Genomic DNA, 12,743 nt, shown 5'->3' with positions numbered 1-12,743 from the left:
ACCGGTGGCGACGATGGCGTCCACACCCGCAGCCTCGAGGGCGCGCGCCTCGGCGACGGTCGTCGCGGTGCCGATGACCCGGATGTCTCTGCTGTGCGCCTCGTCGACGAGCGCGCCCGACGGCACACCGAAGACCACGCTCAGCACGGCCGGTGCCGCCTGCCAGATCGCGTCGAGCTGCTCGTCGAGGCTCGGCAGGTACCGGTCGGGGCGCGCGGGCGGGTCGACGCCGACCTCGTCGAAGAAGTCGGCTAGTGCGGCGGCGTATCCGTCGTGCTCGGGGCCCGGCTCGGCCTCGTCGCCGGTCGGCAGCCAGATGTTCAGCGCGAAGGGCGCCGGGGTGGCGGCGCGCAGCGCCGTGGCGGTCTCGCCGATCCGCGCGGCGTCGTACCCGTAGAGTCCGTACGAGCCGAGACCGCCGGAGTCGCTCACCGCCGCGGTCAGCTCGATCGACGAGAGGCCGCCGAAGGGCGCGAGGACGACCGGATGCCGGATGCCGAGCAGTTCCCGCAGATCACTCATGCTTCGAGGCTACGCCCGCGCCTTGAACGTGTTTCAGCCCCGCAGCGGCCGCCGCCCCGGGATGGGCGAGGGCTTCTGCGCCCGGTTCGATGCGTTGGCGACTGCGAGGTCGAGCGCCTCGAACAGCTGCGAGAAGCTTTGGAACCGCGTCGTCCTCGGGCACGGCGTGCGCAGCCAGAGCACGTCGAGCACGCCGGTCGGCGAGCGGTCGACATACGCGATCAGGCAGTCCGCGTCGGCATGCCGCCGCGCGGGGTCGCAGATGCGCCAGCTGTTGCGGCCCAGTGGCGTGAGCTCCCAGTCCCCGTGAGGGGTGGCTGGTATCGGGTCGTCGAGCATGACAGTCATAGCGCCTTACCTCCTGTCACCGCGAGCACCGTGCCCGAGGTGTACGAAGACTCGGCCGCGGCGAGGTACACGTACGCCCCGGCGAGCTCGGCCGGCTGACCGGCCCTGCCCAGCGGGGTGTCGCTGCCGAACTGCTCGACCTTCGCGTCGTCCCAACCGGTGGCGGGGATGAGCGGGGTCCAGATGGGCCCCGGTGCGACGGCGTTCACGCGAACTCCGCGCTCGCCCGCTTCCGCTGCGAGCGCCTTCACGAATGCCACCTGGGCGGCCTTCGTCATGGCGTAGTCGATGAGGCCAGGCGATGGGTTGTAGGCCTGGATCGACGCGGTCACGATGATGCTCGCGCCGTCCTCGAGGTGCGGGTACGCTGCGCGCGCCGTGAACAGGGTTCCGAGGATGTTGGTGTCGAACACCCGACGCATCTCGTCGGTCTTCAGCGACTCGAAGCCGTCGACGTCGTGCTGGTACGCCGCGTTGAGCACCACGATGTCGAGGCCGCCCAGAGTCTCTCGAGCACGTGCGACCGCTTCCTCGGCGAACTGCTCATCACGCAGGTCGCCGGCGATGCTCGTGCCCCGCCGTCCGGCGTCACTGATCAGTGCGACCGTGTCATCGGCATCCTTCTGCTCCTCCGGTAGGTGCACGATCGCGACATCCGCGCCCTCCCGGGCGAACGCGATGGCGACTGCGCGGCCGATGCCGGAGTCGCCGCCGGTGATGAGCGCGCGACGCCCGGCGAGCCGGTCGTGGCCCTGGTACGACGACTCGCCGTGATCGGGCGTGGGCCCGGTCTCCTCGGTCAGGCCTGGCTGGGTCTGCTGCTGAGGGGGGAACTTCTCATCGTGGTGCTGGTGGCGAGGATCTGGGGTGCTGTCGCTCATCGTGCGCCTCTCTGAAGTTGGTGGGGAGTGCCGGCACGTGTGCCAGTCTCTTCACTTTCTCCTGAGGCGCGCGGGCGGGCCAGGGGGTTGACAGTTCGCGAAGGCTGGTCAACGCGAGGCGTGTCGGGGCAGCGCTGTCAAGGGGCGTGCTGCGACCACACGGTGTCGCGCAGGCTGAGCGTCCACGACGAAAGGACTGCATGATGAGCAGCGACTCCATGAACCACGACGACGCCTCGACCGCCGAGGTCCCGCCGGCGGATGCCGCGGTCGTGGGGCGACCGGACCTGCAGCCTGACTCGCAGGGCGACGAACCTCTCGACGCCGAACTGGGGGACGACGGCCAGGGCGACCTGGCCGAAGGCGACGAGCAGCTCCACTCGGGCGACGCGCCGACCGACCTGCGCACCGAGGCCCCCTCGGGCGAGGTTCACGAGAAGCGCGCTCCGTGAGCGACACCGCTCCCTGACGATCTGCGGCCGGATCAGCCCTCGAGGCCGGCGTTCGGGTCGTCCGGGGGCTCGGGCACCATGTGCAGGCCGGACGGGGTGTTGGCCGTGTAGGCGAGGGCCTCGATCCACGCGCGGTTGATCGCGGGCTGCCGGCTGCCGAAGTACTTGAACACCAGCGAGCTGCTGGGCTGCACCCAGACGGTGGTGCGCCCGCCGCCGACGCTCGCGTCTTCACGCCAGCTGAACGGGAACGGCTCGCCGCGGCGGAGCTTGGCCGTCATCACGAGCTGCAGGTGTGTCAGGGCGCGATCCTCGATCTCGGTCTTGACCGAGCCCTCATAAACGAACTTTCCCAAGGAAGTGCACCTCTCCGACATCCGACACTGCTCTGGCGTCCCCCGAACGCCTGGAGTTAGCTTAGTCAGATGGGGATGCTCTTCTATGGCGCCAGCCCGGATCCCATCGAGATCGAGGATCGCGCGCTCGCCCATCTCAAGGTTGTCATCGCGACCAAGCTGCGACGCAACGAGTCGTTCACGCTGTCGTGGCAGCATCCGCATCTCAACCCGACCGGCCGCTCGACCATCTGGCTGCACCCGTCCATCCCGCTGCGGTTCGTCTTCGACGAGCCCGAGACTCCCGAGCTCAGCAGGGAGTGGATCACGGCTCTCGCGAACTCCGCCAGCACCAGTGGAGGACTGTGCCTGCTGCCCGAAGACCTCGAGGACTGAGAGTGGCGGGTTGACGAGCCCACGGCGGGCTGTCAACCCCATTACCACGGCAGTGTCCGCTGTCTACGGTCGACAGCACGTGATCGAGACAGGTGAACACCGAGGCGGGGAAGGAACGCGACCATGACACGGACGCGAGACATCATGACACCGAACGCACAGTGCATCGGCGAGAACGACGCGCTCTCGATCGCCGCCGAGCGGATGCTCGAGCTGGATGTCGGCGCCCTGCCGATCTGCGGAGAGGACGGCAGGCTGAAGGGCATGCTCACCGACCGCGACATCGTCGTGAAGGCGATCGCGACGGGACTCGACCCCGAGACGACGAACGCCGGTCGACTCGCCTCCGGAGTGCCGGTGATGGTGTCTCCCGACGACGACATCGATCGCACACTCGCGCTCATGCGCGAGCACCGGATCCGCCGGGTCCCCGTGATCGAGGATCACCGCCTGGTCGGCATGATCAGCCAGGCCGACATCGCCCGGCACCTCGCCCCGTCGACCACGGGCGAGACGGTGGGAGTCATCTCCCGCTGACGCCGCCCGCGGGAACCCGCCCCCGGGCGCTCCAAAGCCCACCCCCACAGAGGAGGACCACATGACCGACCAGACCACCGGCACGACGCCCGCGCACAGCGCCCCCGCTGTCGATGACCAGCTCGATCAGCTCGCGAATTCGGACGGCGCGCAGCCCACCACCACGCATGCCGAGCGAGGTGCGGGCGAACCGCACCTGCGCATCACGACTCCGGAGGGCGATCGCAGCCGGCTCGAGCTCACTGCCGAGCGGACCACGATCGGCTCGGGCGCGGAGTGCACGCTGATCATCGCCGGCGCGGACCCGGTGCACGCGACGATCGTGCACGACGAGCGCGACGAGTACGTGCTGACCCTGCACGGCGAGGGCTTGATGAACGCGAATCCGGCCGAGGGCACCGCGGGGGCCCGCAGCGAGATCCTGCGGACCGGCGCGCGGTTCACCGTCGCGGACTGGATCCTCGCCTTCGCTCGCGAGGAGTTCGCCGATCATGGTCGTCCGTTCGGCGGCCGCGAGGGCGGCGAGCTCGACGACCAGCCGCCGCAGCCGGCCCGCCCCGACTATGCGGGCGGGGAGCGCGACGGGCAGCACGGGGATCTCGAGGTCAAGGACGGCTGAGCTCCCGGAAGACGTGAAGGGCGAGGGGACGGAGGTCCTCTCGCCCTTGTCATGTCCACGTCCGGGGTGAGTGGTAGCGTCGGGCGGGAAGGAGGGGTGATGATCGACGCGATCGGGATGCTGCTGCGAACGCTGCTCGTGGGGCTCGGCGCCCTCCCCCTTCCCGAGGGTCTGACGGCCGGCGGGATGCTCGGCGTCGCCGCGATCATCGTCGCGGCGGCCGTGCTCGCCATCGCCCTCACGCTGCTGACACCGCGGTTCGGCCTACGATCGGCGCCGCATCCGCGACGCGCCATCGATGCGTCTGCGCTGCCGTCGCAGAGCGATCCGGATGCCGACGGGCATCCGCGTCCGCGAGCACCCGGGGTCGCGCCCGCCGCCTGATCCGTCCTCGCACTCGAGGGGCGGGTCCCGCGGCCACCGGCCGACCCCCACCCTCTCTGCGAACGGACGTTCATGGACATCTTCGCCTTTCCTCCACTGACCCTTCTTCTCGACGCCGCCTACTCCGCACTGCTCTCCCTCTCCGGGGTTCTCGACCCCGTCGCCGGCTCGGCGTCTGCCGCGCTGGCGGTGATGCTGGTGACCATCGGGGTGCGCGCCGCGCTCATCCCCGTCGGCATCTCCCAGGCCAGAGCCGAGCAGCTGCGCGCTCGACTCGCTCCGCGTCTGCGCGCTCTGCAGCAGCGCCACGGCAAAGACCGCGAGCGACTGCAGCGCGAGACCATGGCGCTGTACCGTGACGAGCAGGCGTCGCCCCTGGCCGGCTGCCTGCCGCTGATCGTGCAGGCAGCCGTCGTGGGAGTTCTGTACACGTTGTTCCTGCGCCCGGAGATCGCCGGGCACCCGAACGCGCTGCTGGCGCACGACCTGCTCGGAGCTCCCCTGGGCGACTCGCTGATCGCGGCGGTCGGCGCGGGCCTCGGCGGGCAGACAGCCGCCGTCTGGGCGGTCGTGCTCGTGGTGATCGTGGTCGTCGCCGACGTCACCCGCCGCGTGTTCCGTCCGCAGGTGCCGGCAGACGGGCCGCTGGCGACCCCGGGCATGCTCGGCGTGATGAACGCGATGCACTACCTCACCGCGGTCTTCGCGGTGTTCGTGCCGCTCGCCGCAGCCCTCTACCTCGTGGTGACCGTCACCTGGACGCTCGGACAGCGCTGGGTGCTGCGACGGCGCTACCCGCTGCCGGATGCATGACAGGCGGCCGCATCGGGGCAGGCGGATTAGGCTCGTAGCCATGCCTGCCGTCTCCGCCGCCCATACGCATGCCGCCGATCTCGCCGACTTCGTCGCCGCCTCGCCGTCGAGCTATCACGCTGCCGAGGAGGTCGCGCGTCGTCTTGAAGAGGCCGGCTTCACTCGCCTCGACGAGACGGCGGAGTGGCCGGTACAGGCGGGCGGGCGATTCGTCGTCGTGCGCGACGGCGCCGCGATCGCCTGGGCTGTTCCCGCGGATGCCGCCGCGACCACGCCCGTGCACGTGCTCGGGGCGCACACCGACTCCCCCGGGTTCAAGCTCAAACCCAAGCCCACCACGGGTTCGCGCGGCTGGCTGCAGGCCGCCGTCGAGGTGTACGGCGGACCGCTGCTGAACTCGTGGCTCGACCGCGAGCTGCGTCTCGCCGGACGCCTCGCCCTCGCCGACGGTCGCGTCGTGCTCGCCGTGACCGGACCGCTGCTGCGCCTGCCGCAGCTCGCGATCCACCTCGACCGCGGTGTCAACGACGGTCTCGCGCTCGACAGGCAGACGGGAACCCAGCCGGTGTGGGGGCTGGGGGATGCCGAATCCGCCGACATCCTCGCCGAGCTGGCGGCATCCGCCGGAGTCGACGCGGCCGACATCCGCGGCTTCGACGCGGTGGTGGCGGATGCCGCGCGCGGCGCCGTCTTCGGCAAGGACGACGCGTTCTTCGCATCCGGCCGCCTCGACGACCTCGCCTCGGTGCACGCCGGAGTGGTCGCGCTGATCGACACGGTCGGCGCTTCGGCAGGCTCAGCGGCCCAGAGTGGGGCAGCGGCCCAGCGTGTGATCCCGGTGCTCGCCGCCTTCGACCACGAAGAGCTCGGATCCGAGTCGCGCTCGGGCGCGGCCGGCCCGTTTCTCGAAGACTTGCTCGTGCGCGTGTACGCGTCGCTCGGCGCCGACGCCACCGCGCAGCGCCGCGCGTTCGCGGCGTCGTGGCACCTTTCGATCGATGTGGGGCACTCGGTGCACCCGAACCACGCGCACAAGCACGACCCGGTCGTGCAGCCGGTGCTCGGCTCGGGTCCGATCCTGAAGATCAACGCGAACCAGCGCTACGCCACCGACGCCGTGGGGGCTGCGGCCTGGGCGCGCTGGTGCGACTCGTCCGGTGTCGCCTCGCAGGAGTTCGTGTCGAACAACGCCGTCCCCTGCGGATCGACGATCGGCCCGATCACGGCGACACGCCTGGGCATCCGCACGGTCGACGTGGGCATCCCCATCCTGTCGATGCACTCCGCACGTGAACTCGCGGGCGTGAGCGACCTCTACGACCTGTCGCGCGTCGCCCGCGCGTTCTTCGCCGGCTGAGCGGACAGAGCCCGACCGGCGCTCAGACCAGTTCGGCGACCAGCTTCTCGATGCGTGAGCGGATCTCGTCGCGGATCGGGCGGACCGCCTCGATGCCCTGCCCGGCTGGGTCGTCGAGCTTCCAGTCCTCATAGCGCTTGCCAGGGAAGAACGGGCAGGCGTCGCCGCAGCCCATCGTGATCACGACGTCTGACGCCTGCACGGCCTCGGCCGTGAGCACCTTGGGCTGCTCGGCGGTGATGTCGATCCCGAGCTCGCCCATCGCCTCGACGGCGATCGGATTGATCTGATCCGCGGGCATCGAGCCTGCGGAGCGCACCTCGATGCGGTCGCCCGCGATGTCGCGCAGGAACCCTGCGGCCATCTGGGATCGACCTGCGTTGTGCACGCAGACGAAAAGGACGGAGGGCCTGGTCGCGCTGTCTGTCATCGGAGCTCCTGGGGCGGGTGCGGGGTGCAGGGGGGGGCGCGGGGTCAGCCTACGTGACGGCCGCCGCGAACCTGCCAGGACGGCGGCCCGCGGCGGAGCATCGCCGGATGCTGTCAGCAGCACTCGGAGACACAGGTTCCGTCATCGAGGATCTCGCAGCAGTCGTCCATCTCGCACCTCCATTCATCGATGTTCATCAATGTGTTGTGACGTAATGGTCGCGCATATATTGACGTTCGTCAATATATGAATCACAATCGATTCGTGCCTACTTCCGAGCTGATCCCGCTGCGCGATCTGCGCTCCTGCTGCGCGCCGCTCACCCGGGTGCCGATCTCCGCAGAGAACGCCGAGTCGCTGGCATCCTCACTCAAAGCCCTCGCCGACCCGGCCCGCCTGCGGCTGATCTCTATGATCTCGGCGCACGCCGACGGCGAGGCGTGCGTGTGCGATCTGACCGAGCCTCTGGGCCTGAGCCAGCCGACGGTCTCGCACCATCTTCGGGTGCTGGTCTCGGCAGGATTCCTCGAACGGGAGAAGCGCGGCACGTGGGCGTACTTCCGCCTCGCCGACGGAGCGATCGATGCCGTCGCGGAGCTGCTCGGACGCTGAGCAGCTCTGTTGCACCCGAGACACCGACGGCGGTGCCAGGATGAGGGCATGACCGACACCACGTCGCCCGCGCTCATCGAACGAGCGGGCATCGAGATCATCCCCGAGTCGCAGCGCACGGCGCAGCCGCGCGATCTGTTCTGGCCGTGGTTCGCCGCCAACGTCTCCGTGTTCGGCATGTCATACGGCTCGTTCGTGCTGGGCTTCGGCATCTCGTTCTGGCAGGCGACGCTGGTGTCGATCATCGGCATCGTGGTGTCGTTCCTGCTGTGCGGGCTCATCGCGATCGCCGGCAAGCGCGGCTCGGCGCCGACCATGGTGCTCTCGCGCGCCGCGTTCGGCGTGCACGGGCAGAAGGTGCCCGGCGTCGTGTCGTGGCTGACCTCGATCGGCTGGGAGACGTTCCTGGCGATCATGGCGGTGCTCGCCACGGCCACCGTCATCACGCAGCTCGGCGGTCCGGGTGACAGCGTCGCCCTGAAGATCATCGCCACCATCGTCGTCGCGGCGCTCATCGTCGCCGCCTCGGTGCTCGGGTACCACACCATCATGAAGATGCAGTCGGTGCTGACCTGGGTCACCGGCGCCGTCACGATCCTCTACATCGTCCTCGCGAGCAGCCGCATCGACCTGGGCGCAGTCATGTCGCTCCCCGATGGAAGCATCGGCGCGGTCATCGGCGCGCTGGTCATGGTCATGACCGGGTTCGGGCTGGGCTGGATCAACATCGCCGCCGACTGGTCGCGCTACCAGAAGCGCACCGCGTCCGACGGCGCGATCGTCTTCTGGAACACCTTCGGCGGCGCGATCGCGCCGGTGATCCTGGTCATCTTCGGTCTGCTGCTCGGCGGCTCCGACCCGAAGCTGATGGACGCCGTCGGCGCCGACCCGATCGGCGCGCTCGCCAGCATCCTGCCGATCTGGGTTCTCGTGCCGTTCCTGCTCACCGCCGTGCTCGCGCTCGTCTCGGGGGCCGTGCTCGGCATCTACTCGTCGGGACTCACGCTGATCAGCCTCGGCATCCGCATCCCCCGGCCGGCAGCCGCCGGGATCGACGGCGTCATCCTCACCCTCGGCACGATCTACGTCGTGTTCTTCGCCGCCGACTTCCTCGGCCCGTTCCAGTCGTTCCTCATCACGCTCGGCGTGCCGCTGGCCGCGTGGGCGGGCATCCTCATCGCCGACATCCTGCGTCGCCGACGCGACTACGACGAGGCCGCACTGTTCGATTCGAACGGCCGCTACGGCGCGTGGGACTGGACCTCGATCGGCACCATGGTCGTCACGTCGATCATCGGCTGGGGTCTGGTCGTCAACCTGTTCGCCGAGGATGCGGCATGGAACAACTGGCAGGGCTACCTGCTGCCGCTCATCGGCGGAAAGGACGGCGAGTGGGCGTATGCGAACCTCGGCGTCTTCGTCGCCCTGGTGCTCTCGTTCGTGGTCACGTGGTTCGCACGCGCCGGGCGGATCCGCCGTCAGGAGCAGGCGTGACGGATCAGTGGCTGGTCGTCATCGACCCGCAGAACATCTTCGCCTCGCCGGAATCGGAGTGGGGGTCGCCGTTCTTCGCCGAGGCGATGCAGAACATCGCGCATCTCGCCGAACGGTTCGGCGAGCGCGTGCTGGTGACCCGATGGATGCCGACCGCCGACCGCACCACGTCGTGGGGCGAGTACTACACGGCGTGGCCGTTCGCCGACCAGCCGCCCACCGACGAGCTCTACGACCTCGTTCCCGCGGCGCGCGGTCTGTCATCGCACCCGACTCTCGACCTGCCGACGTTCGGCAAGTGGGGCGGTGAGCTCGAGGCGATCGTCGGACGCGGCGCGCACGTCGTGCTCGCCGGCGTCTCGACCGACTGCTGCGTGCTGTCGACGGCGCTGGCCGGGGCGGATGCCGGTGCGCACCTCACCGTCGCGACCGACGCCTGCGCGGGTTCGACGGCCGAGAACCACGCCGCCGCAGTGCACGTGATGGGGCTCTACCCGCCGCAGATCGCACTGCGGACGACGGCGGAGATCCTGGGCTGACCCTTCGGCAGGCTCAGGGACCCAGGGTGGCTCAGGGGCCCAACGTAGGGGCGAGGTCAGGGCTGCCAGGCGTGCACGGGCTCGCCCGAGTGCATGCGCTGCAGGTAGTCGTCGAGCATCCCGTGCAGCGCCTGCTCCCGCGACTCGCCCGCCGCCTCCCGGGCTGCGACGTTCGCACGCTGCCAGGTGGCCCCGTTGCGGCCGGTGACGCAGCGCTGCTCGATGATGCCGAGGTACCTCTCGCGCGCCGCGGTCGAGACGCCGTAGGCCTCGAGCCCCTCCGCGGCGAGCGGCAGCAGCCGGCGCAGCACCAGCTCGCGCGGTCCGACCCACCCCAGCTCGGGCCAGTACAGCTGCGACTCGATGCCCTGCCGCGCCGCGGCGTGCAGGTTCTCGTGCGCGGCGTCGAAGGTCATCTGGCTCCACAATGGACGCTCGCTGCTGGCGAGGGTGTGCAGCAGCCCGTAGTAGAACGCGGTGTCGGCCAGGGCATCCGCCATCGACGGCGATGCGGGCAGCACCCGATTCTCGAGTCGCAGGTGGCAGCCGCCGTCCTGCGTGTCGTAGATGGGGCGATTCCAGCGGTAGACCGTGCCGTTGTGCATCCGCAGCTCGCTCAGATCGGGCGCAGTGCCTGATCTGAGCGTCTCGAGCGGGTCCTGGTCGGAGCTCTCCGGCAGCAGGGCCGGGAAATAGCGCGAGTTCTCTTCGAAGAGGTCGAAGATCGACGTGATCCATCGCTCGCCGAACCACACGCGCGGGCGCACGCCCTGATTCTTCAGCTCCTGCGAGCGCGTGTCGGTCGCCTGCTCGAACATCGGGATGCGCGTCTCGTGCCACAGGGCGCGGCCGGCGAAGAACGGCGAGTTGGCGGCGAGCGCCACCTGCACGCCGGCGATCGCCTGCGCCGCGTTCCAGTGCGCGGCGAAGTCCTCGGGCTTGACCTGCAGGTGCAGCTGCATCGACGTGCACGCGGCCTCGGGCACGATCGTGTCGCAGATGATGTCGAGGTCTTCCGGGTGGGCGGTATCGGTGAGGGGGACACCGTCGAGGCGCAGCTCGATGTCCTCGCCGCGCGCGGTGAGGATCTGCTGCCCGAGCATCTTGTAGCGCGGCTCCCTCGACAGCCAGCGCTCGGTGAAGTGCGTCTCGTCGAGAGTGGGCAGCATGCCGATCATCGCGAGATCGCTGCCCGCGCTGTGGGCGCGCTCGTCGGCGGCGGAGAACGCCGAGCCCAGCACCTTCTCGAGCTCGGTGAGGCTGTCACCGCCGAGCGGCCTGGGTGCCACGTTGATCTCGACGTTGAACCGTCCGAGCTCGGTCTGGAAGGCCGGGTTCGCGATGGCCTCCAGCACCTGCTCGTTGGTCATGGCGGGGTTGCGGTCGCCGTCGACGAGGTTCAGTTCGAGCTCCAGCCCCAGCTGCGGCTGCGACGCCTCTTCGAACCAGCCGTCGCCGAGCATGAGTTCGAGCGCCTCCAGTCCGCGCTGCACCTGCTCCCGGAACCGAGCGCGGTCCTGCCGGGTGAACCGCTGTGAGCTGATGCTGTCTCCCATGCTCGGAAGAATATCCGCTGCCGCTCGATCACCTCGGGTCGGACGGCGCCCCTTGCCGATGCGGGCGGTGGGTGCTAGCCAAGGGCAGTTTCACTATTGTGACGACCGACACGAAACTGATACGTTTCCCGCATGGCCGCAGCCGACAATGAACGCCCCCTCGAAGACGGCATCGTCACCGACCTCAAGGATCGGATGACGTACGGCTCGTACCTCGACCTGGACCGGCTGCTCGGCGCACAGCATCCGGTCTCGCAGCCCGAGCACCACGACGAGATGCTGTTCATCATCCAGCACCAGACGACCGAGCTGTGGCTCAAACTCGTGCAGCACGAGCTGGGCACCGCCCGCGACCGCCTGGCCGGCGACGACCTGCGCTCGGCACTCAAGCACATCGCGCGGGTGAAGCACATCCAGGAGGTGCTGACCCAGCAGTGGTCGGTGCTCGCCACGCTCACCCCCACCGAGTACGCGCAGTTCCGGGGCGACCTCGGCAACTCGTCGGGGTTCCAGTCGGTGCAGTACCGCGCGGTCGAGTTCGCCCTCGGCAACAAGAACGAGCGGATGCTCGGCGTGTTCCGCGACCATCCCGAGAACCTCGCGATGCTCACCGCCGAGTGGGAGCGCCCCACCCTGTACGACGAATTCCTGCGGTACGCGTCCCGGCGCGGCCTGCCGATCCCCGCCGAGGTGCTCGAGCGCGACGTGCGTCAGCCCTACCGCGAGCATCCCGAGCTCGTCGCCGCGATCCGCGAGATCTACGAGAACCCGCACGAGCACTGGGACCTCTACGAGGCGTGCGAAGAGCTCGTCGACGTCGAGGACAACTTCCAGTTCTGGCGCTTCCGGCATCTGCGCACCGTCACCCGCACGATCGGCATGAAGGTCGGCACGGGCGGCTCGAGTGGCGTGAGCTTCCTGCAGCGCGCGCTCGATCTCACCTTCTTCCCCGAGCTGTACAGCGTGCGCACCGAGATCGGCCGCTGAATGCGGGCGGTGACGTTCTTCGACGGCGAGGCGATGCGCGAGGGCACCCTCGACGTACACTCCCCGGCCCCTGACCGTCTCGGCTCCCGGGCCCCTGAGCTTGCCGAAGGGCCGCCGCCCGCCGGAACCCCCCGCCTCGAGGGCGTGATCACGGGTCTGTTCACCGACCATCACGTGCACCTGCAGCTGGTCGACCCGGCCCTGCTGCCGGCGTCGCGGCTCGGCCGGGTGGTCGATCTGGGCGCGGATCCGGAGTGGATCGCCGAGGCGCCGCGCAGCCCCGTCGTCGAGTACGCCGGGCCGTTCCTCACTGCGCCCGGCGGCTATCCGTCGGATCGCGCGTGGGCTCCGACCGGTTCGGTGCGGGAGATCGTGGATGCCGCGCACGCGGCGCGCACGGTCGACGAGCTGGCGGCCGCCGGCGTCTCGCTGATCAAGGTCGTCGCGCGCGGCGACGCGGGCCCGGTGCTCGACGACGATG

The 12,743-nt window shown here is 69.7% G+C and carries 17 protein-coding genes and 1 pseudogene; 12 read left to right on the top strand and 6 right to left on the bottom strand.

Features of this window, described 5'->3' with window-relative positions; genetic code table 11:
* From RT309_RS09630 to RT309_RS09620, 3 genes are all read right to left on the bottom strand, one after another.
* Positions 1-522, bottom strand: a 522-nt coding sequence (locus tag RT309_RS09630; protein ID WP_313356653.1) for a nitronate monooxygenase, incomplete at its 3' end; no start/stop codon positions are given.
* A gap of 33 nt (positions 523-555) precedes the next feature.
* On the bottom strand, positions 556-870 hold the full coding sequence (locus RT309_RS09625) for a hypothetical protein (RefSeq protein ID WP_313356652.1): 315 nt from the start codon (positions 868-870) through the stop codon (positions 556-558).
* Complete coding sequence (locus RT309_RS09620; RefSeq protein ID WP_313356651.1) at positions 867-1,751, bottom strand: SDR family oxidoreductase; 885 nt, start codon at positions 1,749-1,751, stop codon at positions 867-869. The genes RT309_RS09625 and RT309_RS09620 overlap by 4 nt, the downstream gene beginning before the upstream one ends.
* A gap of 203 nt (positions 1,752-1,954) precedes the next feature.
* Here RT309_RS09620 and RT309_RS09615 point away from each other — a divergent pair, with 203 nt between their 5' ends.
* On the top strand, positions 1,955-2,203 hold the full coding sequence (locus tag RT309_RS09615; RefSeq protein WP_313356650.1) for a hypothetical protein: 249 nt from the start codon (positions 1,955-1,957) through the stop codon (positions 2,201-2,203).
* A gap of 32 nt (positions 2,204-2,235) precedes the next feature.
* Here RT309_RS09615 and RT309_RS09610 read toward each other — a convergent pair whose 3' ends face one another.
* On the bottom strand, positions 2,236-2,559 hold the full coding sequence (locus RT309_RS09610; protein WP_099195304.1) for an ATP-dependent DNA ligase: 324 nt from the start codon (positions 2,557-2,559) through the stop codon (positions 2,236-2,238).
* A gap of 69 nt (positions 2,560-2,628) precedes the next feature.
* Here RT309_RS09610 and RT309_RS09605 point away from each other — a divergent pair, with 69 nt between their 5' ends.
* From RT309_RS09605 to RT309_RS09580, 6 genes are all read left to right on the top strand, one after another.
* Positions 2,629-2,934: a hypothetical protein gene (locus RT309_RS09605; protein ID WP_313356649.1), complete on the top strand. Its 306-nt coding sequence runs from the start codon at positions 2,629-2,631 to the stop codon at positions 2,932-2,934.
* A 123-nt stretch (positions 2,935-3,057) separates the two neighbouring features.
* Positions 3,058-3,471: a CBS domain-containing protein gene (locus RT309_RS09600; RefSeq protein ID WP_313356648.1), complete on the top strand. Its 414-nt coding sequence runs from the start codon at positions 3,058-3,060 to the stop codon at positions 3,469-3,471.
* Between the two features lie 61 nt (positions 3,472-3,532).
* A complete protein-coding gene (locus RT309_RS09595; RefSeq protein WP_313356647.1) occupies positions 3,533-4,090 on the top strand; it encodes an FHA domain-containing protein in 558 nt (185 codons plus the stop codon).
* Positions 4,091-4,189: 99 nt separating this feature from the next.
* On the top strand, positions 4,190-4,474 hold the full coding sequence (locus RT309_RS09590) for a DUF6412 domain-containing protein (protein WP_313356646.1): 285 nt from the start codon (positions 4,190-4,192) through the stop codon (positions 4,472-4,474).
* A 72-nt stretch (positions 4,475-4,546) separates the two neighbouring features.
* The gene (locus RT309_RS09585) at positions 4,547-5,287 is read left to right on the top strand and encodes a membrane protein insertase YidC (RefSeq protein ID WP_313356645.1); all 741 of its coding nucleotides are present in this window, start codon (positions 4,547-4,549) and stop codon (positions 5,285-5,287) included.
* Between the two features lie 40 nt (positions 5,288-5,327).
* Complete coding sequence (locus RT309_RS09580; protein ID WP_313356644.1) at positions 5,328-6,644, top strand: M18 family aminopeptidase; 1,317 nt, start codon at positions 5,328-5,330, stop codon at positions 6,642-6,644.
* A gap of 22 nt (positions 6,645-6,666) precedes the next feature.
* Here the strand turns inward: RT309_RS09580 and RT309_RS09575 are convergent, their stop codons facing one another.
* Positions 6,667-7,074: an arsenate reductase ArsC gene (locus RT309_RS09575; protein WP_313356643.1), complete on the bottom strand. Its 408-nt coding sequence runs from the start codon at positions 7,072-7,074 to the stop codon at positions 6,667-6,669.
* 264 nt (positions 7,075-7,338) lie between these two features.
* Between RT309_RS09575 and RT309_RS09570 the strand changes: the two genes are divergently transcribed.
* The 3 genes from RT309_RS09570 to RT309_RS09560 are packed head-to-tail and all read left to right on the top strand — an operon-like array spanning position 7,339 to position 9,719.
* On the top strand, positions 7,339-7,686 hold the full coding sequence (locus RT309_RS09570; RefSeq protein WP_313356642.1) for a metalloregulator ArsR/SmtB family transcription factor: 348 nt from the start codon (positions 7,339-7,341) through the stop codon (positions 7,684-7,686).
* A 48-nt stretch (positions 7,687-7,734) separates the two neighbouring features.
* Positions 7,735-9,180, top strand: coding sequence for a cytosine permease (locus RT309_RS09565; protein WP_313356641.1), 1,446 nt, complete (start codon positions 7,735-7,737; stop codon positions 9,178-9,180).
* A complete protein-coding gene (locus tag RT309_RS09560; RefSeq protein ID WP_313356640.1) occupies positions 9,177-9,719 on the top strand; it encodes a cysteine hydrolase in 543 nt (180 codons plus the stop codon). Before RT309_RS09565 ends, RT309_RS09560 begins: the two co-directional genes overlap by 4 nt.
* A gap of 56 nt (positions 9,720-9,775) precedes the next feature.
* Here the strand turns inward: RT309_RS09560 and RT309_RS09555 are convergent, their stop codons facing one another.
* Positions 9,776-11,275, bottom strand: coding sequence for a glutamate-cysteine ligase family protein (locus tag RT309_RS09555; protein ID WP_313356639.1), 1,500 nt, complete (start codon positions 11,273-11,275; stop codon positions 9,776-9,778).
* Between the two features lie 132 nt (positions 11,276-11,407).
* Between RT309_RS09555 and kynA the strand changes: the two genes are divergently transcribed.
* Together kynA and RT309_RS09545 are read left to right on the top strand one after the other, a co-directional pair.
* The gene (gene kynA, locus RT309_RS09550) at positions 11,408-12,262 is read left to right on the top strand and encodes a tryptophan 2,3-dioxygenase (protein WP_313356638.1); all 855 of its coding nucleotides are present in this window, start codon (positions 11,408-11,410) and stop codon (positions 12,260-12,262) included.
* 9 nt (positions 12,263-12,271) lie between these two features.
* Positions 12,272-12,743, top strand: a pseudogene (locus RT309_RS09545) (hydrolase); the annotation flags it as partial.

It is taken from the genome of Microbacterium sp. (genome assembly GCF_032084865.1).
GTDB lineage: Bacteria > Actinomycetota > Actinomycetes > Actinomycetales > Microbacteriaceae > Microbacterium.
The sequence above is the reverse complement of the archived record's forward strand: the minus strand, read 5'-3'. Positions and strand labels throughout refer to the sequence as shown.

What these genes read in the sequence shown, in the direction of transcription:
- RT309_RS09605 (WP_313356649.1), top strand. Translation starts at nt 2,629, where the DNA reads ATGGGGATGCTCTTCTATGGCGCCAGCCCGGATCCCATCGAGATCGAG.
- kynA (WP_313356638.1), top strand. Translation starts at nt 11,408, where the DNA reads ATGGCCGCAGCCGACAATGAACGCCCCCTCGAAGACGGCATCGTCACC.
- RT309_RS09595 (WP_313356647.1), top strand. Translation starts at nt 3,533, where the DNA reads ATGACCGACCAGACCACCGGCACGACGCCCGCGCACAGCGCCCCCGCT.
- RT309_RS09620 (WP_313356651.1), bottom strand. Translation starts at nt 1,751, where the DNA reads ATGAGCGACAGCACCCCAGATCCTCGCCACCAGCACCACGATGAGAAG.
- RT309_RS09555 (WP_313356639.1), bottom strand. Translation starts at nt 11,275, where the DNA reads ATGGGAGACAGCATCAGCTCACAGCGGTTCACCCGGCAGGACCGCGCT.
- RT309_RS09565 (WP_313356641.1), top strand. Translation starts at nt 7,735, where the DNA reads ATGACCGACACCACGTCGCCCGCGCTCATCGAACGAGCGGGCATCGAG.
- RT309_RS09615 (WP_313356650.1), top strand. Translation starts at nt 1,955, where the DNA reads ATGAGCAGCGACTCCATGAACCACGACGACGCCTCGACCGCCGAGGTC.
- RT309_RS09575 (WP_313356643.1), bottom strand. Translation starts at nt 7,074, where the DNA reads ATGACAGACAGCGCGACCAGGCCCTCCGTCCTTTTCGTCTGCGTGCAC.
- RT309_RS09625 (WP_313356652.1), bottom strand. Translation starts at nt 870, where the DNA reads ATGACTGTCATGCTCGACGACCCGATACCAGCCACCCCTCACGGGGAC.
- RT309_RS09590 (WP_313356646.1), top strand. Translation starts at nt 4,190, where the DNA reads ATGATCGACGCGATCGGGATGCTGCTGCGAACGCTGCTCGTGGGGCTC.
- RT309_RS09580 (WP_313356644.1), top strand. Translation starts at nt 5,328, where the DNA reads ATGCCTGCCGTCTCCGCCGCCCATACGCATGCCGCCGATCTCGCCGAC.
- RT309_RS09600 (WP_313356648.1), top strand. Translation starts at nt 3,058, where the DNA reads ATGACACGGACGCGAGACATCATGACACCGAACGCACAGTGCATCGGC.
- RT309_RS09585 (WP_313356645.1), top strand. Translation starts at nt 4,547, where the DNA reads ATGGACATCTTCGCCTTTCCTCCACTGACCCTTCTTCTCGACGCCGCC.